The organism is Sanguibacter sp. TS_SC_8, assembly GCF_055361235.1.
The window spans coordinates 1,379,518-1,396,964 of sequence record NZ_CM143955.1 but is presented as its reverse complement, the minus strand read 5'-3'; the positions used below and the strand labels follow the sequence as shown (position 1 = coordinate 1,396,964).

Genomic DNA, 17,447 nt, shown 5'->3' with positions numbered 1-17,447 from the left:
GTAAGGCTAACCTCACACACACAATGCGTGAAGTCCTACACTCGGTCCGCGGCGGCAGACGACTGTCGCGTGCGTCACAGTGAGCGTCGGCCCGGGGCGTCAGCCGAGCGGGTCACGCCCTGCTCTCGCGGCACCATCCCGAGCCCTCACGTCACCGCCCCGACTCCGCGGGGCGCAGAACCCCGCCCGGCGCCCTGCGCGCCACCTGCGCACGAGCACAGCGATGAGGGCGACCATCGTCACGACGAGCACGAGCCACGCGTAGTCGTAGAACGCGTTCTGGGCTCCGAGATCGATCACGGGTGCACGCCCTTCGGTGGGGTTCGCGACCGTGGGAGTCGCCAGGGCGAGCCTATGCGGACCCAGAGAATCATGTCCAGTTCGCACGGTTCGCGCGGTGGCTTGCGGGGTGATCCGCACGACTCCCCGAGAAACGACGAATGGCCGCCCTCGTGAGAGGGCGGCCATTCGTGACTGTCACAGGTGATCTGGTGGAGGTGCGGGGAATCGAATACCGCATGCACAACTGCTAGAATCGTTGAAATACCAACGCTTAGAGCAATTTCGCGCCGCCCTCTGTATGCGCCCTGTATGTAGGTGAATTGGGGCCTCATTGAACCTCGATGTGGACGGCGTCCACGGAACCAAGGGAGATGTCATGGCGTCCATCAGGCGCAGAACGCTCACCGGAAAGAAGACCGCAGGGCAAGTCGTGTGGCAGGTCCGCTACCGCGACGACGACGATACCGAACGCTCCGAGTCCTTCGGGACCGACAGGTCCGCCCGGGAGTTCAAGGGGCTCGTCGATGACCTCGGCTGGCGTGAGGCCCTCGAGATCCTCAAGGACACCGAAGACCCGACCGCCCGGACCCCGCGACTGCGCGACTGGTGCGCGACGTACATCGAGACCCGCACCGGCATCACCAAGGGCACCCGCACCCGCTACGCCCTCCATACTGAGAAGCACCTCGGCGCGCTCGGCGCCCGGCCTGTCGACAAGATCACCCCGGCGCTCGTCGCGAAGTGGGTCAACGCCATGTCCGACGAGGGCCTGAGCGGGAAGACGATCAGCAATCGGCACGGCTTCCTGTCCGGCGCCATGAAGGCCGCGATCCGGGACGGCCACGCCGCCGCGAACCCGTGCGACGGGACGCGCCTGCCGAAGACCGAGCGGCAGGAGATGACCTTCCTCACCGGCTCAGAGTTCGCCCTCTTCCTCTCCCACGTGCGCGTCGACGCCCAGCCGTTCGTGTCCCTCATGCCCGCCACCGGCCTGCGCTGGGGCGAGATCACCGCGCTGCAACCCCGTGATGTTGACCTCGACGCCGGGACGCTCAGCGTGTCCCGCTCGTGGAAGTACGTCGAGGGCCGCGAGAAGAAGGCCGAGCTCGGCCCGCCGAAGACCCAGCGGTCCCGGCGCACCATCGCCCTCCCCCACCAGGCCGTCGACGTCCTGCGCGACGCCGTCGAAGGGCTGCGCCCAGACGCGTTCATCTTCACGAACTCCGCCGGCAACCCCTGGACCGGGTCGAGGTTCCATGAGGGCGTGTGGCAGCCCGCGGTGCGCGCCGCGAACAAGGAGGTCGACGACAAGCCTGTGCTCGGCAAGAAGCCCCGAATCCACGACATGCGCCACACCTGCGCGTCATGGATGCTCAAGGCCGGCGTCTCGCTCCCCGTCATCCAGCGTCACCTCGGCCACGAGTCCATCCAGACGACCATCGACCGGTACTCACACCTCGAGCCCGAGCAGCTCCTCGCCGCCGGCCGGGCGCTCTCGTCGGCCATGACCTTCGCACTCCCCCAGATCGAGTCCTGACCTCGGAACAACGACAGCCCCCGACCTCGCCGAGGTCGGGGGCTGTTCTGTGTTGCGGGTCAGGAGGCGCGCGCTGGACAGGCCCGGGTGAAGGCCTCGTTCTTGTGTGCCCGGATCGCTTCGTCCTGCTCGAAGGTGCGCAGGTCTCGGTCGGCTGAGAAGCCGAGCAGTGGCGCGAGCGCGTCGTTCACCTCAAGGTTGGTCAGCTCCGCGTCGGCGGCGCAGAGGCCGGCGTCCGTGGATAGGTCAAGCGCCGCGACAACAGCTGCGTCGTCGGCCTTGTCCTTCGCCTCGGCCGCCTTCTTCGCATCTGCGGCCGCGATCGACGCGAGCAGTTTCGCGTTCTCGGCTTCCTCCGCTGCGACCTTCGCGGCCTCGGAGGCCTTCGCATCAGCCTCCACCTTCGCCTTCGTGGACTGCTCGGCGGCCGGGTCTGTGGTCGGCGCCATGGTTGCGCTCGCCGATGGGCTCGCCGTGCCGTCGCCTTCGCCGGCCGAGCATCCGGCGGCGAGCAGCATGAGGACGATGGTTGGTGCGATGAGTCGGATCTTCACGGGCTCCCCTGAGGTTGATGTTGCCCAGATCGTAGCGGCTCAGGCGAGCCGCAGGTGGGACCGTGCGGCTATCTCCTGCTGCCACGACTCCCGCCACAGTTCGATGAGCTCGGCGGTGACGTCGAGGTGGCGAGCCAGGTGACGGGCGTCCGTCCCGACTTCACGCTCGGCGTCGCGGTAGGCCCCTGGGCTCACCAGGAGCCGCGCCGCGAACGTCTTTGCCTGGCGCTCGTCACGGAGGACGCCATGCCGCGCGACGGTCCAGTCGTGCCCGTGGTAGGCGTGCCCCGCCTCGTGCGCCAGGGTGATGCGCATCGCCTTCACCGAACGCTCTTCGTTGATGATGATGAGCCCGCTTGAGTGGATCTCACCGTGCCGCCGGCCAAGCTTGTCGAACTTCACGTGCAGCCCCATCGCGTGCACGTGAGCCAGCAGGTCATCCATGTTCAGGGCATCTCCTCGTGGCCTTCAAGCTCGTCCAGTAGGTCGTCGTCGTCGTACGCCGCGAGTGTGACATCGTCCTGTGACACAGCGGTCAGGTCGGGTCGAGATGCGTAGCGCGCGACCTCTGCCGCCAGGTGAGTCACGACCTCCTCAAGCACGATGTCGCGCGGACGCTCCGGGATGCTCTCGATCATCGGACCGAGCGTTGCAAGCCATCGCCGCGTGCTGATCGAGTACGTGTCCAAGCTGTCGTCGTAGAGGTCGACGGCAACCATCAGCCGCTTGAGCACTGACGCCTGAGGGATCTTGTCGCCACGTTCGGCGCTGCCAACCGTCCGGCGCGTGACGCCCGACATGTCAGCCACGTCTTCCTGTGAGAGTCCGGCCGCCTTGCGCGCGGGCTCGATCATGGCCGCGAAGCGCTTCCGCTCCTGCTCAGTCCAGCGGGGGGCGGATTCTGATTCATTCCCATCGGGGCGCGTGGTCATGTGACTTACTGTAGCGGTTCTTTCCCATGAAGGGCAAGAGAGAGGGTGAAGGTTCCCAATGGCCCTTGCTCTCCATGGGCAAGAGTGGCTAGTGTCTTACCCATGAAGCAACCCACAGCACACGGACCAGGAGCCAGTCTCCGGGCGCTTCGGGGCCTCGCCGGGCTGACGCTCGAAGACGTCGCCAGCCAAGCTGCGGTCTCTGCCTCCTACCTCTCGAAGGTCGAGAACGGAACTAAGGAAGCGTCGCCGGTCTGGATCGGTCGCGTCAGCGCGATCATCGCCCAGCACCTGCAGGCAACCGAAGAGCCCCAGCCGCACGAACAGACCGCGGCGCACGCCGCCTAACCCCCCCACCCCCCCGCAGCCGTCCGGCATCACGCCGTCCGGATGCACCGTCACACCCTCTTCCGACCAGTGCCTCGGCGCCGGCGCAGACACCACGGAGTACCGCCATGCCCACAGACGACATCACCCTCACCGGGTGGAAGCGCCGCATCGTCGCCTTCTGCGATGAGCGCGGCATCGAGAAGACCCCACGGCAGGTCAAGAACCTCGCCTCGAAGATCCACCTCCGCGCCGAGCGCATGCAGAACGTCGACCCCGACGACCTGCTCCGCTCGGTCCTCGACTACAAGGACCCGACCGGCGACGAAGCTGTCGCCAACGTCATGGATGGAGCAGCAGCATGAGCACGGACCTCACCTCCTACGGCTTCCACGGACACAGCGTCCGTGTCGTGACTGACGAGCACGGCGACGCATGGTTCGTCGCCACCGACCTCTCCCGAATCCTCGGGTACGGCGATGCCACCCACCTCACTCGCCGACTCGACGATGACGAGAAGGGTCTCCGCTCAGTGGAGACCCCTGGTGGTATCCAGCGTCTGGCTGTCATCACTGAGCCGGGTCTGTACGCCGCGATCCTCGGCTCGCAGGTCGACGGCGCCCGAGCGTTCAAGCGGTGGGTAACGCACGAGCTGCTCCCCCAGGTGCGCCGCACCGGTGGGTACTCCATGCCGACCGACTTCCCGTCTGCGCTCCGGGCGCTCGCGGCTGAGCACGAGAACCGAGCGACCCTCGAGGCGAAGGTCGCCGCGGACGCCCCCAAGGTGCTGTTCGCCGACGCGGTCGCGACCTCACAGACCGACATCCTCGTCGGCGACCTCGCGAAGATCCTCCGCGGCAACGACGTGCAAGTCGGAGCGAACCGCCTGTTCGAGTGGCTGCGCAACGACGGCTACCTGATCCGCCGCCAAGGCACGGACTGGAACATGCCGACACAGCGCTCGATGGAACTCGGCCTGTTCCGCCTCAAGGAGACCGCGGTGACGCACTCCGATGGCCACGTGACCGTATCCAAGACCCCGAAGGTCACCGGCAAGGGCCAGACGTACTTCGTCAACCGGTACGCGAGGGCCGCCGCATGAGTGACCCGTCCGTGAGCTTGCAGTTCCACGACAGCGCGTGGTTCGCAGGCCAGATCGACGTCTCGCTGGACTACGTGCGCCGCAACGTCAAGTCCCTCCCGCACCACAAGGTCGGGCGCCTCACGAAGTTCGACGACCACTGCGTCGAGCTCTACCGCGACCGCACGGCCGTCCACCAGGGCGCACTCGCCCGCACCCCCGCCTCCCAAGCCCGAAAGCGCAGGTAGCCCTCATGATCCACCCCACCTCGACCCCTCCCGAGGGTCGTCACGCAGCGTCGCCGGCCCCGTCTGTTCTGACTGACGAGCGTGAGGCGGCGAACCTCAACGCGGCCTGCCATGGCGTCAAGGTCCCGTCGCTCGCCCGCCGTCTTGAGGTGGCTTAGTGGACGAGGACACCGCCGTGGCGAACGCTGCGCACAACCTCGAGGAGTCCCGGGCCCGTCAGCGGCAGATCGACGAGCACGACCGGGCGCTCGCGGCTGAGCACGAGGCCGGTCGGGCGCTGGCGGCCTTGCTGCGGTCACCGGGGATCGTTCGGCTCCCCCCGGAAGCGTCCGCGTGGATGGACGCGTGGGACGCGACGGAGCTGGCGACGTGATGCCGACCGCTGAGCAGTGCGCACGGTGGGAGCAGCGTCTCGACGTCGCGGAGGCCGAGGTCGTCGCTGACCTCTGGGACGGCGAACCGCTCGAGGTGCCCTGTTGAGACCGCACCCGCCCGTCTACTACGACGTCCGGTCGGCCGTGAGAGTCACGGTCCGGACCATCCGCTTCATCATCTTGGCGCTCCTCGTGGGCGCCTTTCTCATTGGCGGGCCCGCGCTCGCATCCATCTGGACAGAAGGAACAGGACTATGAAGATCATCAACCTCGTCGCTGAGAACGTGAAGCGCATCAAGGCCATCGAGATCACCCCGGACGGCACAGTGCAGATCGTCGGCGGCCGGAACGCACAGGGCAAGTCGTCCGTCCTCGACGCAATCTGGCTGGCGCTCGGCGGCGGCCCCGCGGCCAAGGCAACGACGCGCCCGATCCGGGACGGCGAGACGACCGCGAAGGTTGTGCTGCACCTCGGCACGCTCGTCGTCACGCGGACGTGGACCGGCGACAAGACGGCCCTGACCGTGGCGTCCGCGGAGGGTGCGAAGTTCTCCGGGCCGCAGGGCGTCCTCGACGCGCTCGTCGGCAAGCTGGCATTCGACCCGCTCGAGTTCACGCGGATGCCGGCCAAGGCCCAGCGCGACGCGCTCCTCGCTCTCGTCGACCTCCCCTTCGACCCGGCGGACCTCGACCGGCGCCGCGCGACGATCTTCGACGAGCGGACCGACATCGGCCGCCGCTCGACGTCGCTCAAGGGCCACCTCGACGGGCTGCCCGAGATCGACGCCCCCGACGTGGAGGCGTCGGCCACGGCCATCCTCGACGAACTGCGCGCCGCCAGCGAGACCGTGCAGCGCATCGAGGCGGCACACTCCCGGGCCGCGAGCATCCAGACCTCGCGCGAGTCCGCGCAGGAGCGGCTCTACCTCGCCCAGGCAGCGCTGAACCTCCTTGTCGCCCAGGAGAAGGACGCCACCGCGACCATCGCGTCCCTGCCCGAGCGCCCGGACGTAGCGGAGATCGAGCAGCGGCTCGCGTCCGTGGACGAGGTCAACTCCGCGGTGCGCGCGAAGGTCGACCGGGCCAAGGTCGCGGCGGACGTCGTGGCGACCCGCGCTGCCTACGACGCGAAGACTGCAGCGCTCGCAGCCCTCGACAAGGAGAAGGCGGATGGTCTCGCCAAGGCCGCATTCCCGGTCCCGGGTCTCGGCTTCGACGAGACCGGCGTGACGTTCCAGGGTGTGCCGTTCTCGCAGGCCAGCAGCGCCGAGCAGATCCGCGTGTCCCTCGCCATGGCCATGAGCATCAACCCGAAGCTGCGCGTCGTGCACATCCGCGACGGCTCGCTCCTCGACGCGGACGGTCTCGCGATCATCGCCGAGATGGCCGCGGCGAACGACTACCAGGTGTGGATTGAGCGCGTCGGCGACGCGGACGAGGGCGCCCTCGTGATCGAAGACGGCGAGGTCGCGGCGTGAGTCTCGTCGAGCACAAGGACCTCGAGCAGGGGTCGGACGAGTGGCTGGCGGCTCGGCGCGGGATCATCACGGCGTCGGTCGTCGGGCAGTTGATCACGCCGTCGACATTCAAGGTCGCGGCGAATGACAAGTCCCGCGCGCTCGTGCTGTCGCTCGTGGCCGAGCGCATCACGGGCTACACGGAGCCGACGTTCCTCTCGGACGACATGCAGCGCGGCCACGACGACGAGCCTCTCGCCCGGGATCTCTACGGCGAGCACTGGGGGCCAGCCACGGAGATGGGCTTCCTGGTCCGCACGGAGCCGGGGTGGACGCTCGGCTACTCCCCTGACGGCATGGTCGGCAACGACGGGCTCATCGAGGTCAAGTCCCGCCGGCAGAAGAAGCACCTGGCGACGATCCTCGCCGACGAGGTGCCACTCGAGAACATGGCCCAGATCCAGTGCGGGCTACTCGTGTCCGGGCGGAAGTGGTGCGACTACATCTCCTACTCAGGTGGGATGCCGATGTGGGCGCAGCGCGTGGCCCCAGATGAGCGGTGGGCTAAGGCGATCGTCGCCGCGGCGACCGCGTTCGAGAAGGCCGCCGAGGAGATGGTTGACGCCTACCTCAAGGCGGTCGAGGGGCTGCCCCAGACCGAGCGCGCACCCGACTACGAAGAGATGGTGATCTGAGATGGACCTGACCGAGTCGATCGCCCCGAAGAGCGACCAGCTCAACGCTGACGATCTGATCTCTGGCCCCGTCACTGTGACGATCGCCGAGGTGCGCAAGGGCAGCGACGAGCAGCCCGTGGACGTGCGCCTGGTCGAGTTCCCGGGGCGCGCGTACCGACCGTCCAAGAGCATGCGGCGCGTGATGGTCGCGGCGTGGGGGAAGGAGGCATCGGCCTACGCGGGTCGGCGCCTGACCCTGTACCGCGACCCCGAGGTAACGTTCGGCCGGGACAAGGTCGGCGGCATCAAGATCAGCGCACTCTCGCACATCGAGAAGCGCCTCTCAGTCTCCCTGACCGTGACTCGCGGGCAGCGGAAGCCGCACACCGTCGACCCGCTGCCTGACGCCGCACCTGCTCAGCCCGAGCCGTCCGCCGAGGACGTGGCCGCGTGCACGGACCTCGAGATCCTGCGCGCCTGGCACGCGATCTCGAGCCGTGAGCGCAAGGCCGAGATCCTCGCCAGACGCGACGAGCTCAACGCCACCACCAACTGATCCCACCCACCACGAAGGCCCCCGCCATGCACGGCGAGGGCCTTCTGTCGTTCCCGGAAGGAACTGATCTCATGCCCAACCCTACGCTCACCATGCCCCTCGTCGAGTGGGACTCCCTCGTCGGCCGCGTCGCCCTGTTCGCTGAGCGACGCGGGATGGTCCCGATCCTCAACGCGGTCCACCTGTACGAGTCTGGCGGGCGCCTCTACGCCGAGGCGACCGACCGCTACCGGCTCGGTTTGACGGTCGCCCCGGCTGACATCGAGGTGCCGACTGGTTTCGACGCGCTCCTGAGGCTCTCCTCGATCGCTGACCTCGCCCGGGTGTCCAAGGTGCCCGTGAGCCTGCGCCGGTCGCTGACGATCACGCTCACCCTCGACGCCCCGCGGGGGTCGCTCGACGTCGAGCTCGCAGCCCTCCCCGGCCTGGGCGACGTGAAGATGCGCCTCCCGCTCTACGACGGCGGCGACACCTACCCGCGCGTCGGCAAGCTCCTGCACGAGGCGCTCGCGAACACCGACCCGCCCAAGGCTGCGACCTACAACCCGCACTTCCTCGCCGACTACGCGAAGGTCGCCGGCGCCAACGAGACGATCCACTTCACGCCTCACGGCAACAAGAACGCGCTGATCCGCATCGGCGACGACTTCATCGGCGTCCTCGTGCCGCTCCGCTTCCGCGATGACGAGGTCACGCACGACGACACCGTGTGGGCGCACCTCGCGCCCACCACCGCCTGACCCACCCCACCCCTTTCGGCCGCCCGGCCAGCGTCACGACCGGGCGGCCTTTGCGTACCTCAAGGAGTCCCCCATGCCCACCCCGAAGCCCAGCCCTCCCCCACCGACGCGCTCTGGTCGTCGCAGGCCCCGCACGCGACGGCCGCGACCCGCACCGCCCATCATCCCCATCGCCGCGTTCGACCCGGCGGACTACATCGAACCGAGGACGACATGAGCCTGACCCTGACTGACCTGTTCTGCGGCGCTGGCGGGTCCTCGACCGGCGCCACGATGGTCCCCGGCATCGAGGTCAAGCTCGCGGCCAACCACTGGGACCTCGCGATCGAGACCCACAACGCGAACCACCCCGGCGCCGATCACCTGCAGGCTGACATCTCGGTGACCGACCCGCGGTACATCATCTCGACGGACCTGCTCTGGGCGTCTCCGGAGTGCACGAACCACAGTCGCGCGAAGGGCCGGAAGAAAATCTTCCAGCCGGATCTGTTCGACGAGACCCTGCCCGACGCCGCGGCCGAGCGGTCCCGGGCGACCATGTGGGACGTCGTGCGGTTCGCCGAGGCGCACCGGTACAAGGCGATCGTCGTCGAGAACGTCGTCGAGGTCGTCGACTGGCTGCCGTTCCAGGGCTGGTTGATGGCGATGGACGCCCTCGGCTACGACTACCAGTACGTGTCGATGAACAGCATGCACGCGCAGGCCTACGGGCTGCCCGCGCCGCAGTCCCGGGACCGGGTGTACATCGTCTTCCACCGCAAGGGGAACAAGGCGCCGGACCTCAACCACATGCAGCGTCCCAAGGCGTACTGCCCGGGCTGCGACGAGATCGTCAGCTCGATGCAGACGTTCAAGCGCGAGGACGCGAAGGTCGGCCGGTACCGCTCCCAGTACGTGTACCGCTGCCCGAACATCCGGTGCCGCAACCAGGTCGTCGAGCCCGCGTGGCTCCCGGCATCGTCGATCATCGACTGGTCCATCCCGGGCCAGCGGATCGGCGACCGGCCCTTGCGGGAGTTCTTCGCGGACAAGAAGAAGACCGAGTCGCTCGGCTTTCACCACCTGTCCCCGAAGACCTTGCGGCGCGTGCAGATCGGCATCGACAAGTTCTGGACGCCGTTCGTCGTCGAGCATGGCGGCAACGGCTACGACGCCGCGGACGTGAAGCACCCCCGCTTCATGGATCCCGCGTCCTACTACCGGGCGTGGTCGGTCGACGAGCCCACGCAGACCATGCACACGCGGGAGTCCAAGGCGGTCGCCTACGCGCCCGTCATGGTCCCGGTCGAGGGCCGCGACGGCAAGCAGCCGATGAGCACGATGGATGCGCTCCGCACCCAGACCACCCGGTCCGAGTCGGGGCTCATGTTCCCGCCGTTCATCGCCGAGCTCCGCGGTGGCGGGTCGACTGCCCGAGCCGCGGCCGACGCCCTGGCGACAGTCACAGCATCAGGCAACCACCACGCGCTCATCACCTCCTACTACGGCAACGGCGGCACCCAGCCCGCCGTCGACCCGATCGGCACCCTGTCGACCGTCGAGAAGCACGCCGTCCTCACCCGACCGACTGTCAACGTCGAGGACGTCCATTTCCGCATGTTCGAGCCGCAGGAGATCAAGCAGGCGATGGCGTTCCCGGCTGACTACTTCATGGCCGGGAATCGCCGGGAGCAGGTCAAGCAGTCCGGCAACGCGGTCACCCCGCCCGCCGCGCGTGACCTCCTCGCGACCGTCGCCGAGTCGCTGGGGGTATTGGCATGAACCGCGACTGCATCCTCGAAGCCCACTGGGAGATCGAGGATCCCAAGGCGACCATCGCCGACCTCAAGGCGGAGGCGCTCGATGACCTGGCCGAGCAGGCACGGGAGGACGGGTGGTCACTGCTCGGGCCGCCGATGGTCCGTGTGTTCCACGGGGTGCCCGCCCGGATCCACCTGTCCGTCCCTGTGCGGGTGCCGGCATGAGCGTCGTCGTCTACTCCAAGCCGGCGTGCGTGCAGTGCGATGCGACGTACCGGGCGCTCGACAAGGCCGGCATCGAGTACACGGTCATCGACCTGACCACGGACCCCGCAGCGCTCGAGCTCGTGCGCGGGCTCGGGTATCTGCAGGGGCCCGTCGTCGTCGCCTGCGACGAGCACTGGTCCGGGTTCCGACCGGACCGAATCACGGCTCTCGCGAGGAAGGAAGTGACCTGATGGCACGCATCCGGACCATCAAACCGAGCCTCTACACGTCGCTGACGGTGTCGTCGTGGCCTGTTCCGGTTCGCTGGACGTTCGCTGGGCTCTTCACCTACCTCGACGACGCGGGCCGCGGTGTCGACGAGCCACGACTCATCAAGGCCGAGCTCTACCCGCTCGACGACGCGATGACCGCCAAGAAGGTCGAGCAGCACATGGCGACCATCTCCTCGAACGGACCCCTCTGCCGCTACGAGTTCGCAGGTCAGCGCTTCATCCACGTGACCTCGTGGGCCGAGCACCAGCGCATCAACCGACCGACGCCCTCCAAGATCCCTCCGTGCCCACGGCATGAGGCGGACGCGCAGGGTCACCTCGACTTCAAGGAGGACTCATGGAGTGCTCAGTGAGGGCTCACCACCGGAAGGGAAGGGAAGGGAAGGGAGAGGAACAGGGAACAGGAAGGGAAGTTCCTGGGTCAACTTCTTCATCATCGTCACCTTCTGTAGAGCGCACGATCGGCGACGGATGATGACGTCGATCAACCGAGACCAGGCGAACGCCGTCGCCGCGCTCGTGGCGACCCTCCGACCCGACTGGGACACCCCTGGCGTCCTCAAGGCCCTCTCGGACGCCAGGGACCGCGGCACCGCATGGGACCTCGCCCACGCGGCCCTCTACGCCGCGGCTGACCCCAAAGTCCGCACACCGGCCGTCATCGCGATGGCCGGTGAGCACTGGACCCGCGGGAAGACCCTCGGCGCCACGACGTCGACCATGGCCGCCCGGTGCGAGCAGCCCGGCCACGAGCACGAGCTCGCCCACAACTGCCGCACCTGCAGGAGCGAGCAGCTCGAGCGCACCACCCCATCGCAGCACCAGCAGGACCGCACCCCCGCGGTCCCAGCCGACCGCGTCCGCGCGATCCTCAAGGAGGCCTCGTGATCATCCACTGCCCCACCTGTGCGTGGGAGTCCTGGGGCTCCACCGACCGCGCCGCCGCCGCGCTCCTCGCCAAGCACAAGTGCAAGGCCAAGAACCCGTGACGACGCCCCGCAACAGCCCGTTGCGCGACGACCCATTCGTCACGTGCCGGTGCGGGAAGCGCGGCTACCAGCGTCGCCGGACCGCGAAGTACATCCGCCGACGCATGGCCACGCGCGACTTGCACGTCTACCAGTGCCTCACCACCGACCTCTGGCACGTCGGCCACATGGCCCCCGGCGCCACCCGCAACGACTACCGAACGGACACGACATGACCGACCCCGCCGCGCCCGCCGCGCCCCCGCACCTCGAGCGAGCACGCGCCCTCCTCGACCTCATCGACGACCAGTACGAAGGCAACACCGGCCGCGTCAACCACGACGCGATCATCCGCTACGCCGCCACCGCTCAGGCCCACGCGACTCTCGCACTCGAGGCGCAGACCGCGAGGCTCGCAGACGAAGCGAGGACCGCGAACCTCATCGCGCTGTACGAGCTGGGCGGCGAGACCTCGGTCTTCGTTGGCCTCAACTACAGCGCCCTGTTCGACCAGATCCTCACCCGCCTCGACCTCACCACGGCGGTGTCGGAGTGACCGCCCCGGAGATCCGCGTGCTGACCGTGAGGCAGCCGTGGGCGTGGGCGATCGTGCATGGCGGCAAGGACGTCGAGAACCGGACCAGGAACCTGGCTGGGGACTACCGCGGCCTCATCGCCATCCACGCCGGGCTCGCCCCGTTCGAGCAGGACAACCTCGCCAGCCGCGTTCACCGCAAGGCCCACGGCACCGAGACCCCGACCATGCTGCACTACGGCGCGATCATCGGCGTCGTCGAGCTCACCGACGTGCACCACGACGACGACTGCAGCCCGGAGTCCCTGGACGCGACCAACGGGCAGCCGTCGCCGTGGGCTCAGCGCGACCACCAGCACCTCGTGCTCGCGAACCCCCGCCTGCTGTCCTCCCCGATGCCGTTCAAGGGTGCGCTCGGCCTCCGCCGACTCCCCGACGACGTGACCGCACTCCTGACCGCCCGCCTTGACCTCACCCAGGACGTGACCCCATGAGCGCCGAGACCACCTGCGCGTCCGTCTGGCCTGCTGGCCTGTACGGAAACCTGCTCATCGAGTGCGACCGACAGGCCAAGCACGCCGGAAAGCACGCCCGCCTGGACCTGACGTGGACTGGGAAGCCACTGCCCACCGAGGAGTCCCTGGTTGCCACGCTCAAGGCGGCCCGCTCATGACCGCCCCGAAGCGCATCCAGCAGCGCAGGACGGCCGGCTGGCGGAAACCCGACGGAGCCGTCGCAGTCACCCGTGCGACTCGATGGGGGAACCCGTTCGTCGTGGCCGAGTACTCGATCGACTACCCGGCTGACTCGGACTACACGGAAACCGACTGGCGACGCATGGCGACGTCAGACTTCCGCGGCATGGTCGAGGGCCGCTGGGACCCGCCGGACGAAGCAGCGGACTACCCGACGCTCGCCGAGATCCGCACCGAGCTGGCTGGCAAGGACCTCATGTGCTGGTGCCCGCTGCCTGAACCCGGCCAACCCGACCACTGCCACGCCGCCGTGCTCATCGAGCTAGCCAACACCCCGGAAGGACTGCCCTCATGACCGCGACTCTCCGCTTGGCGACGCTCGTCGCTGACATTCACGTCGGCACAGATGCCCTGGTCGAGACGCACCACGGCGACCCGCTGCATGGGCCGCGTGTCCTGCTGCGCCTGTACGGCGGCGGAACGTCCGGGCGGGACGTGGACTGCTTGTCGCTGGTGTTCGCGTCTCCTGCGGTCGCCGAGACCGTCGCACGGGCACTCCTCAAGGAAGCCCTGAACGCACCCACGCCACCCCGGCCTGCTGACGAAGCGACCCTCGACCTCGAAGGAACCCCATGACAGCCGCCCCTGTCACCCCCGATGCCGTGGAAGCCGCCGCGAGAGCGCTGTACGACCACTGGCGACGCAACAGCCCGGACGTCGGCCCGTGGGAAATAGCATCCCCCGAGTTGCAGGCAACGTTCACCCGGCAGGCAACCGCCGCCCTGGCTGCTGCTGCCCCGCTGATCGCCCAGCAGACGCTCCTCGACGCGGCTGCCGAGGTCGAACGCATCGACCCCCAGTGGGACTCGGCCCTCTACGTCGATGGCACCTACCAGCCGGTCCCTGAATGGCTCACCGCCCGCGCTGCCACCCTCACCACGAAGGAGAAGTGACCATGGAGATCCGACTCCGCGCCGCCACCGAGACCAAGAGCGCGCACCTCACCAACATCCCGCTCGACCAGGTCGACACCGTCATCCCCACCATCCAGGGCTGGGGCATCGCCAGCGCCGAGGGCGACCTCGCTGACCTCAACGACCTGTCCGGCCAGTTCGTCTACGACGCCACGACGAACACCGCCTACTTCGAGGTCATCATCGGAGACGACGAGTGACCGCCGCCGACCAGACCCCCGCCACCGACAGTCCGAAGATGATCCGCGAGACGCTGTGCGCCGCACAGTCGGCTGTGCTCGGGCTGCGCAGCAAAGACCCGCGGACGCCTGATCACGTCGCTCGCTTGCAGCGGCTCATCGACGAGGTGGACGCTCAGCGCCCCCTCGGCCCTGACGGCAAGCACGGCAACCGGCACACACCGACGTGCGGGTGTGAGGACACCCCCGCCACCGACAGTGAGCGGGACGACAACCGCGGCCCTGACCGTCTGGCCTGGGCGCGAAAGACCGCCGCCATCTTCCGCGGCAGGGCGCCCTACCTTCGCAGCAATCGCGAGGACGCGATGGTCGCGCTCGACGGCGAGGTGACCCGCCTGACCAAGGCTCTCACCGAGCCGGCCGCGCCCACCGAGCCGTGGGACGTCCACTGGGCTGCGCTCTACGACCAGATCGCCCCCCTTGCTGCGGAGATCCAGAAGGACCCGGAGTACGAGTCACCCTCCCCTAGCCTGGCCCGGATCTTCGCCCAGTCTCAGATCGGACATGGCCTGAGCGGAGATGAGCGCTACACGTTCGAGAAGTACGTCGATGCCCGCCGTCAGAACGAGTGGTTCGCCCGCAAGCACCCTCTCGGTTCGCAGCGGACGGAGGGTGACCGTGGCTAAGGCAAGGGTGGAGTCGTGGACAACCGACGACGGCGAGACTCACGCCCACTGCCTGACGTGTGACACCCGGGCCGAGGATCGCCCCGACGACTCATCCACGCAGCGAGCATGGGCGCGCCAGCACGCGGCCAGCAATGACGGGCACCTCGTCGCCGTGGAGGCTGTCAAGACGACCGCATACCAGCGGACGGAGGGGCAGGGATGAGCGGCGAGGAGACACCCGAGATCGCCGCAGCCAAGGCGACCATCCACCAAGGCATCACCGCCCTGGTCGCCGCCAACAACCCCGACCACGAAGCCCTCTACGTCGAAGGCTGGGTCATCACCGCCGAATGGACCAGCGTCGAACTCGAACGCACCAACCGCGGCGGCATCCACACCTCCAACCCCCGCGGACAGAGCCTCGCCATGTCCCGCGGCCTCAGCCAATTCGGCACCGAGAAGCACACCCTGCTCACCAAACCGGAGGACGAGTGACCATCACCAACCTCGAGGGCCTCGCCGCCCGCGACTCACTGCTCTGGATCGTCCACCACTGGACCTACCTGACCAACGAGCTCGCGGGCGGCGGCACGTCCGCCGGCGACAAGGTCTCCGGCAGCACCGAACCCCCACTGCCCATCGACATCGACGTCAGCGCCCTCATCCAAGACATCACCCGGCACGCCCGCGACCTCGCCCAGATCCTCCAAGAGGAAGCCGACTGGACCCTGGGCGCCTCGACCATGCCCGGCCTGCTGCGCGACGTCGCCCAGCAGCACGCCCACTTCATCGACGACGACCAGAAGACCGCCCTCGACTACTGCGACGCCGCCCACGACCTCAACGACCGCGCACGACGCGCCATCACCCCCACCGCACCACCCACCTACATCGGCCCCTGCTCCACATTCGACTGCGACGGCCGCCTCAAGCTCCGCGACGGCGAGACTGACGTCACCTGCCCAAGATGCAAGACCCTCCACACCCTCACCGAACACCAGCTCTGGCTCCACCAGATGCTCGACGAACGCCTCATGACCCTCGACGAGATCCGCCCAGCCCTCAAGGTGCTCGGCAAGGAGATCAGTGACCGTACCCAACGCCGCTGGCTCACCGGCGACACACCCAAGCTGCAGCCCATCGACCCCGACACCGGGCTCTACCGCCTCGCCGACGCCGTCGAACTCGCCGACGCCGGCCGCCGACACAGGCCAGTTGCGGAAGTCAGGAGTGTCCGCTAGTCTCTGCTTGGATCAAAGTTCTGCACCCAAGGCCTGACCGCAACAGTGGTCGGGCCTTTGTCGTACCCGGACACGGGACGACACCGGCCCCGCCACAAGCGGGACCGGCCAGGAAGAGCCAGCCGACTGGCGGCGGCACCGCATTCGAAACGCGACTGCCCGAAAGGGCGTAGGAGTTCGACTCTCCTCTCTTCCGCGAGGGCCACCCGAGCTAGCACCGGGTGCGTCCGACCACTTGGTGCACGGCTGAGGCCCCACTCCACACCCGAAGACGGTGGGCGAGCCCGGCCGTGCACCTCGATGCCAAGGCGGTGACCATGCCAGCCGCCCGCCCCCGCAAGACCAACGGCCACCGCTGGCGCCAGCTCGAAGCCCGCGTACTCGCCGAAGAGACCACGTGCGCGCTCTGCTCCGAGCCCGTCGACAAGACACTCGACCGCAAGACACACCCCAGAGCCGCCGCCATCGACCACGACTGGCCCATCCATCGAGGTGGACCGGAGTACGACCGCGACAACCTCCGACTTCTGCACCGCGAATGCAACCGCTGGAAGTCCACGAAGACCCTCGACGAAGCCATCGCGGCCTTCACCGGGGCCCTCATCGCATCACCGCAGGTCACAGCCTCCCCCGGATGGTGACACCCCCCTGGGGGGTGACCCCCGGGTGGGGGACGGCCACCCCAGGGGGATACGGCCTTTCACACACGGCGAGCGACCGAGCGGGGGGAGGGGTGCTGATGGTCCCCGACGAGCCTCTCTCAACCCGTCTCCGAGCGCAGTTCGCGGAGCAGTCCGCGGCTGATGCTGCGGTTGCCGTCCTCGTCCAGGAGGCATGCCGGATCGCTGATCGGCTGGACGCGATCGACGCGATCATCACCGGCAAGGCCGAGTGGATCGAGCTCATGCGCTTTCGCACCGGCCAGCACGGTGACGACCAGGTCGAGGTCAAGTTCGACAACGTCCTCGCGGAGGCTCGCCAGCAGGCGAGCGCCCTCCGCGGTCTCATGGCCCAGCTCGGCGCCGGCAAGGTCGGCGCGGTGAAGCCAGCAGCGGAGGAGGTCGATCCGCTTGACGCCCTCGCCGCCCGCCGTGCTGCTCGCGGAGCAGGCGCCACCTCACGTCAACGTCGCACCGGCGGCGACCCGGGCTAACTCCTGGGAGGACGTCGCTGATCTGTCGGA

Annotated in this window: 32 protein-coding genes and 1 tRNA gene; 29 read left to right on the top strand and 4 right to left on the bottom strand. The window is 68.3% G+C overall.

Annotation, left to right across the window (positions count from 1 at the left end; all coding sequences use genetic code 11):
* Positions 1–99: 99 nt before the first annotated feature.
* Positions 100–300 carry a hypothetical protein gene (locus tag ACWA15_RS06300; RefSeq protein ID WP_464058610.1) on the bottom strand — a complete coding sequence of 67 codons (201 nt, stop codon included), beginning with the start codon at positions 298–300 and terminating at the stop codon, positions 100–102.
* A 358-nt stretch (positions 301–658) separates the two neighbouring features.
* On the opposite strand from ACWA15_RS06300, the gene ACWA15_RS06295 reads away from it, so the two are divergent.
* A complete protein-coding gene (locus tag ACWA15_RS06295; protein ID WP_464058608.1) occupies positions 659–1,819 on the top strand; it encodes a tyrosine-type recombinase/integrase in 1,161 nt (386 codons plus the stop codon).
* Between the two features lie 59 nt (positions 1,820–1,878).
* On the opposite strand, the gene ACWA15_RS06290 is transcribed toward ACWA15_RS06295, so the two are convergent.
* Genes ACWA15_RS06290 through ACWA15_RS06280 form a run of 3 tightly spaced genes read right to left on the bottom strand, consistent with a single transcriptional unit; the run spans position 1,879 to position 3,305 of the window.
* On the bottom strand, positions 1,879–2,373 hold the full coding sequence (locus tag ACWA15_RS06290; protein ID WP_464058606.1) for a hypothetical protein: 495 nt from the start codon (positions 2,371–2,373) through the stop codon (positions 1,879–1,881).
* Positions 2,374–2,412: 39 nt separating this feature from the next.
* Positions 2,413–2,817 carry an ImmA/IrrE family metallo-endopeptidase gene (locus ACWA15_RS06285; protein WP_464058604.1) on the bottom strand — a complete coding sequence of 135 codons (405 nt, stop codon included), beginning with the start codon at positions 2,815–2,817 and terminating at the stop codon, positions 2,413–2,415.
* 2 nt (positions 2,818–2,819) lie between these two features.
* Positions 2,820–3,305: a helix-turn-helix transcriptional regulator gene (locus ACWA15_RS06280; RefSeq protein ID WP_464058602.1), complete on the bottom strand. Its 486-nt coding sequence runs from the start codon at positions 3,303–3,305 to the stop codon at positions 2,820–2,822.
* Positions 3,306–3,407: 102 nt separating this feature from the next.
* Here ACWA15_RS06280 and ACWA15_RS06275 point away from each other — a divergent pair, with 102 nt between their 5' ends.
* The 28 genes from ACWA15_RS06275 to ACWA15_RS06140 all read left to right on the top strand — a co-directional run bounded on the left by ACWA15_RS06275 (position 3,408) and on the right by ACWA15_RS06140 (position 17,417).
* The gene (locus tag ACWA15_RS06275) at positions 3,408–3,653 is read left to right on the top strand and encodes a helix-turn-helix domain-containing protein (protein WP_464058600.1); all 246 of its coding nucleotides are present in this window, start codon (positions 3,408–3,410) and stop codon (positions 3,651–3,653) included.
* A gap of 107 nt (positions 3,654–3,760) precedes the next feature.
* Positions 3,761–3,997, top strand: a complete 237-nt coding sequence (locus tag ACWA15_RS06270) for a hypothetical protein (protein ID WP_464058598.1) — start codon at positions 3,761–3,763, stop codon at positions 3,995–3,997.
* Positions 3,994–4,734 carry a phage antirepressor KilAC domain-containing protein gene (locus ACWA15_RS06265; RefSeq protein WP_464058596.1) on the top strand — a complete coding sequence of 247 codons (741 nt, stop codon included), beginning with the start codon at positions 3,994–3,996 and terminating at the stop codon, positions 4,732–4,734. Before ACWA15_RS06270 ends, ACWA15_RS06265 begins: the two co-directional genes overlap by 4 nt.
* Positions 4,731–4,961, top strand: coding sequence for a hypothetical protein (locus ACWA15_RS06260; protein ID WP_464058594.1), 231 nt, complete (start codon positions 4,731–4,733; stop codon positions 4,959–4,961). Before ACWA15_RS06265 ends, ACWA15_RS06260 begins: the two co-directional genes overlap by 4 nt.
* Positions 4,962–5,118: 157 nt before the next feature.
* Positions 5,119–5,334, top strand: coding sequence for a hypothetical protein (locus ACWA15_RS06255; RefSeq protein ID WP_464058592.1), 216 nt, complete (start codon positions 5,119–5,121; stop codon positions 5,332–5,334).
* Between the two features lie 255 nt (positions 5,335–5,589).
* A complete protein-coding gene (locus tag ACWA15_RS06250; protein ID WP_464058590.1) occupies positions 5,590–6,813 on the top strand; it encodes a hypothetical protein in 1,224 nt (407 codons plus the stop codon).
* Positions 6,810–7,487 (top strand): lambda exonuclease family protein, encoded by a 678-nt coding sequence (locus ACWA15_RS06245; RefSeq protein WP_464058588.1) that lies wholly within the window; start codon positions 6,810–6,812, stop codon positions 7,485–7,487. Before ACWA15_RS06250 ends, ACWA15_RS06245 begins: the two co-directional genes overlap by 4 nt.
* A 1-nt stretch (position 7,488) precedes the next feature.
* Positions 7,489–8,025, top strand: coding sequence for a hypothetical protein (locus ACWA15_RS06240; protein ID WP_464058587.1), 537 nt, complete (start codon positions 7,489–7,491; stop codon positions 8,023–8,025).
* Between the two features lie 71 nt (positions 8,026–8,096).
* Positions 8,097–8,765, top strand: a complete 669-nt coding sequence (locus tag ACWA15_RS06235; protein WP_464058585.1) for a hypothetical protein — start codon at positions 8,097–8,099, stop codon at positions 8,763–8,765.
* 213 nt (positions 8,766–8,978) lie between these two features.
* A complete protein-coding gene (locus ACWA15_RS06230) occupies positions 8,979–10,526 on the top strand; it encodes a DNA cytosine methyltransferase (RefSeq protein ID WP_464058584.1) in 1,548 nt (515 codons plus the stop codon).
* Complete coding sequence (locus ACWA15_RS06225) at positions 10,523–10,729, top strand: hypothetical protein (RefSeq protein ID WP_464058582.1); 207 nt, start codon at positions 10,523–10,525, stop codon at positions 10,727–10,729. Before ACWA15_RS06230 ends, ACWA15_RS06225 begins: the two co-directional genes overlap by 4 nt.
* On the top strand, positions 10,726–10,962 hold the full coding sequence (nrdH, locus tag ACWA15_RS06220; protein ID WP_464058581.1) for a glutaredoxin-like protein NrdH: 237 nt from the start codon (positions 10,726–10,728) through the stop codon (positions 10,960–10,962). Before ACWA15_RS06225 ends, nrdH begins: the two co-directional genes overlap by 4 nt.
* Positions 10,962–11,357 carry a hypothetical protein gene (locus ACWA15_RS06215; RefSeq protein ID WP_464058580.1) on the top strand — a complete coding sequence of 132 codons (396 nt, stop codon included), beginning with the start codon at positions 10,962–10,964 and terminating at the stop codon, positions 11,355–11,357. The genes nrdH and ACWA15_RS06215 overlap by 1 nt, the downstream gene beginning before the upstream one ends.
* 118 nt (positions 11,358–11,475) lie before the next feature.
* On the top strand, positions 11,476–11,892 hold the full coding sequence (locus tag ACWA15_RS06210; protein ID WP_464058579.1) for a hypothetical protein: 417 nt from the start codon (positions 11,476–11,478) through the stop codon (positions 11,890–11,892).
* Positions 11,893–11,989: 97 nt separating this feature from the next.
* Positions 11,990–12,208, top strand: coding sequence for a hypothetical protein (locus ACWA15_RS06205; RefSeq protein ID WP_464058578.1), 219 nt, complete (start codon positions 11,990–11,992; stop codon positions 12,206–12,208).
* Positions 12,205–12,528 carry a hypothetical protein gene (locus ACWA15_RS06200; protein WP_464058576.1) on the top strand — a complete coding sequence of 108 codons (324 nt, stop codon included), beginning with the start codon at positions 12,205–12,207 and terminating at the stop codon, positions 12,526–12,528. Before ACWA15_RS06205 ends, ACWA15_RS06200 begins: the two co-directional genes overlap by 4 nt.
* 17 nt (positions 12,529–12,545) lie before the next feature.
* A complete protein-coding gene (locus tag ACWA15_RS06195) occupies positions 12,546–13,001 on the top strand; it encodes an ASCH domain-containing protein (RefSeq protein ID WP_464058574.1) in 456 nt (151 codons plus the stop codon).
* Positions 12,998–13,180 carry a hypothetical protein gene (locus ACWA15_RS06190; protein ID WP_464058572.1) on the top strand — a complete coding sequence of 61 codons (183 nt, stop codon included), beginning with the start codon at positions 12,998–13,000 and terminating at the stop codon, positions 13,178–13,180. The genes ACWA15_RS06195 and ACWA15_RS06190 overlap by 4 nt, the downstream gene beginning before the upstream one ends.
* On the top strand, positions 13,177–13,557 hold the full coding sequence (locus tag ACWA15_RS06185) for a DUF4326 domain-containing protein (RefSeq protein WP_464058571.1): 381 nt from the start codon (positions 13,177–13,179) through the stop codon (positions 13,555–13,557). The genes ACWA15_RS06190 and ACWA15_RS06185 overlap by 4 nt, the downstream gene beginning before the upstream one ends.
* A complete protein-coding gene (locus ACWA15_RS06180; protein WP_464058570.1) occupies positions 13,554–13,838 on the top strand; it encodes a hypothetical protein in 285 nt (94 codons plus the stop codon). Before ACWA15_RS06185 ends, ACWA15_RS06180 begins: the two co-directional genes overlap by 4 nt.
* The gene (locus tag ACWA15_RS06175; RefSeq protein WP_464058569.1) at positions 13,835–14,155 is read left to right on the top strand and encodes a hypothetical protein; all 321 of its coding nucleotides are present in this window, start codon (positions 13,835–13,837) and stop codon (positions 14,153–14,155) included. Before ACWA15_RS06180 ends, ACWA15_RS06175 begins: the two co-directional genes overlap by 4 nt.
* Positions 14,156–14,157: 2 nt before the next feature.
* Positions 14,158–14,376 carry a hypothetical protein gene (locus tag ACWA15_RS06170; protein WP_464058568.1) on the top strand — a complete coding sequence of 73 codons (219 nt, stop codon included), beginning with the start codon at positions 14,158–14,160 and terminating at the stop codon, positions 14,374–14,376.
* Positions 14,373–15,041: a hypothetical protein gene (locus ACWA15_RS06165; RefSeq protein WP_464058567.1), complete on the top strand. Its 669-nt coding sequence runs from the start codon at positions 14,373–14,375 to the stop codon at positions 15,039–15,041. Before ACWA15_RS06170 ends, ACWA15_RS06165 begins: the two co-directional genes overlap by 4 nt.
* Before the next feature lie 201 nt (positions 15,042–15,242).
* Positions 15,243–15,518 carry a hypothetical protein gene (locus ACWA15_RS06160; RefSeq protein ID WP_464058565.1) on the top strand — a complete coding sequence of 92 codons (276 nt, stop codon included), beginning with the start codon at positions 15,243–15,245 and terminating at the stop codon, positions 15,516–15,518.
* Complete coding sequence (locus ACWA15_RS06155) at positions 15,515–16,264, top strand: hypothetical protein (protein ID WP_464058564.1); 750 nt, start codon at positions 15,515–15,517, stop codon at positions 16,262–16,264. Before ACWA15_RS06160 ends, ACWA15_RS06155 begins: the two co-directional genes overlap by 4 nt.
* A gap of 111 nt (positions 16,265–16,375) precedes the next feature.
* Positions 16,376–16,460, top strand: a tRNA-Ser gene (locus tag ACWA15_RS06150).
* Positions 16,461–16,581: 121 nt separating this feature from the next.
* Positions 16,582–16,905 carry an HNH endonuclease gene (locus ACWA15_RS06145; protein ID WP_464058563.1) on the top strand — a complete coding sequence of 108 codons (324 nt, stop codon included), beginning with the start codon at positions 16,582–16,584 and terminating at the stop codon, positions 16,903–16,905.
* Positions 16,906–17,003: 98 nt separating this feature from the next.
* Entirely contained in the window at positions 17,004–17,417 is a 414-nt protein-coding gene (locus ACWA15_RS06140) for a hypothetical protein (protein ID WP_464058562.1), read from the top strand.
* The last annotated feature ends 30 nt before the right edge of the window (positions 17,418–17,447 follow it).

What these genes read in the sequence shown, in the direction of transcription:
- ACWA15_RS06295 (WP_464058608.1), top strand. Translation starts at nt 659, where the DNA reads ATGGCGTCCATCAGGCGCAGAACGCTCACCGGAAAGAAGACCGCAGGG.
- ACWA15_RS06285 (WP_464058604.1), bottom strand. Translation starts at nt 2,817, where the DNA reads ATGGATGACCTGCTGGCTCACGTGCACGCGATGGGGCTGCACGTGAAG.
- ACWA15_RS06280 (WP_464058602.1), bottom strand. Translation starts at nt 3,305, where the DNA reads ATGACCACGCGCCCCGATGGGAATGAATCAGAATCCGCCCCCCGCTGG.
- ACWA15_RS06275 (WP_464058600.1), top strand. Translation starts at nt 3,408, where the DNA reads ATGAAGCAACCCACAGCACACGGACCAGGAGCCAGTCTCCGGGCGCTT.
- ACWA15_RS06270 (WP_464058598.1), top strand. Translation starts at nt 3,761, where the DNA reads ATGCCCACAGACGACATCACCCTCACCGGGTGGAAGCGCCGCATCGTC.
- ACWA15_RS06265 (WP_464058596.1), top strand. Translation starts at nt 3,994, where the DNA reads ATGAGCACGGACCTCACCTCCTACGGCTTCCACGGACACAGCGTCCGT.
- ACWA15_RS06260 (WP_464058594.1), top strand. Translation starts at nt 4,731, where the DNA reads ATGAGTGACCCGTCCGTGAGCTTGCAGTTCCACGACAGCGCGTGGTTC.
- ACWA15_RS06250 (WP_464058590.1), top strand. Translation starts at nt 5,590, where the DNA reads ATGAAGATCATCAACCTCGTCGCTGAGAACGTGAAGCGCATCAAGGCC.
- ACWA15_RS06240 (WP_464058587.1), top strand. Translation starts at nt 7,489, where the DNA reads ATGGACCTGACCGAGTCGATCGCCCCGAAGAGCGACCAGCTCAACGCT.
- ACWA15_RS06235 (WP_464058585.1), top strand. Translation starts at nt 8,097, where the DNA reads ATGCCCAACCCTACGCTCACCATGCCCCTCGTCGAGTGGGACTCCCTC.
- ACWA15_RS06230 (WP_464058584.1), top strand. Translation starts at nt 8,979, where the DNA reads ATGAGCCTGACCCTGACTGACCTGTTCTGCGGCGCTGGCGGGTCCTCG.
- ACWA15_RS06225 (WP_464058582.1), top strand. Translation starts at nt 10,523, where the DNA reads ATGAACCGCGACTGCATCCTCGAAGCCCACTGGGAGATCGAGGATCCC.
- nrdH (WP_464058581.1), top strand. Translation starts at nt 10,726, where the DNA reads ATGAGCGTCGTCGTCTACTCCAAGCCGGCGTGCGTGCAGTGCGATGCG.
- ACWA15_RS06215 (WP_464058580.1), top strand. Translation starts at nt 10,962, where the DNA reads ATGGCACGCATCCGGACCATCAAACCGAGCCTCTACACGTCGCTGACG.
- ACWA15_RS06210 (WP_464058579.1), top strand. Translation starts at nt 11,476, where the DNA reads ATGATGACGTCGATCAACCGAGACCAGGCGAACGCCGTCGCCGCGCTC.
- ACWA15_RS06200 (WP_464058576.1), top strand. Translation starts at nt 12,205, where the DNA reads ATGACCGACCCCGCCGCGCCCGCCGCGCCCCCGCACCTCGAGCGAGCA.
- ACWA15_RS06190 (WP_464058572.1), top strand. Translation starts at nt 12,998, where the DNA reads ATGAGCGCCGAGACCACCTGCGCGTCCGTCTGGCCTGCTGGCCTGTAC.
- ACWA15_RS06185 (WP_464058571.1), top strand. Translation starts at nt 13,177, where the DNA reads ATGACCGCCCCGAAGCGCATCCAGCAGCGCAGGACGGCCGGCTGGCGG.
- ACWA15_RS06180 (WP_464058570.1), top strand. Translation starts at nt 13,554, where the DNA reads ATGACCGCGACTCTCCGCTTGGCGACGCTCGTCGCTGACATTCACGTC.
- ACWA15_RS06175 (WP_464058569.1), top strand. Translation starts at nt 13,835, where the DNA reads ATGACAGCCGCCCCTGTCACCCCCGATGCCGTGGAAGCCGCCGCGAGA.
- ACWA15_RS06170 (WP_464058568.1), top strand. Translation starts at nt 14,158, where the DNA reads ATGGAGATCCGACTCCGCGCCGCCACCGAGACCAAGAGCGCGCACCTC.
- ACWA15_RS06160 (WP_464058565.1), top strand. Translation starts at nt 15,243, where the DNA reads ATGAGCGGCGAGGAGACACCCGAGATCGCCGCAGCCAAGGCGACCATC.
- ACWA15_RS06145 (WP_464058563.1), top strand. Translation starts at nt 16,582, where the DNA reads ATGCCAGCCGCCCGCCCCCGCAAGACCAACGGCCACCGCTGGCGCCAG.
- ACWA15_RS06140 (WP_464058562.1), top strand. Translation starts at nt 17,004, where the DNA reads ATGGTCCCCGACGAGCCTCTCTCAACCCGTCTCCGAGCGCAGTTCGCG.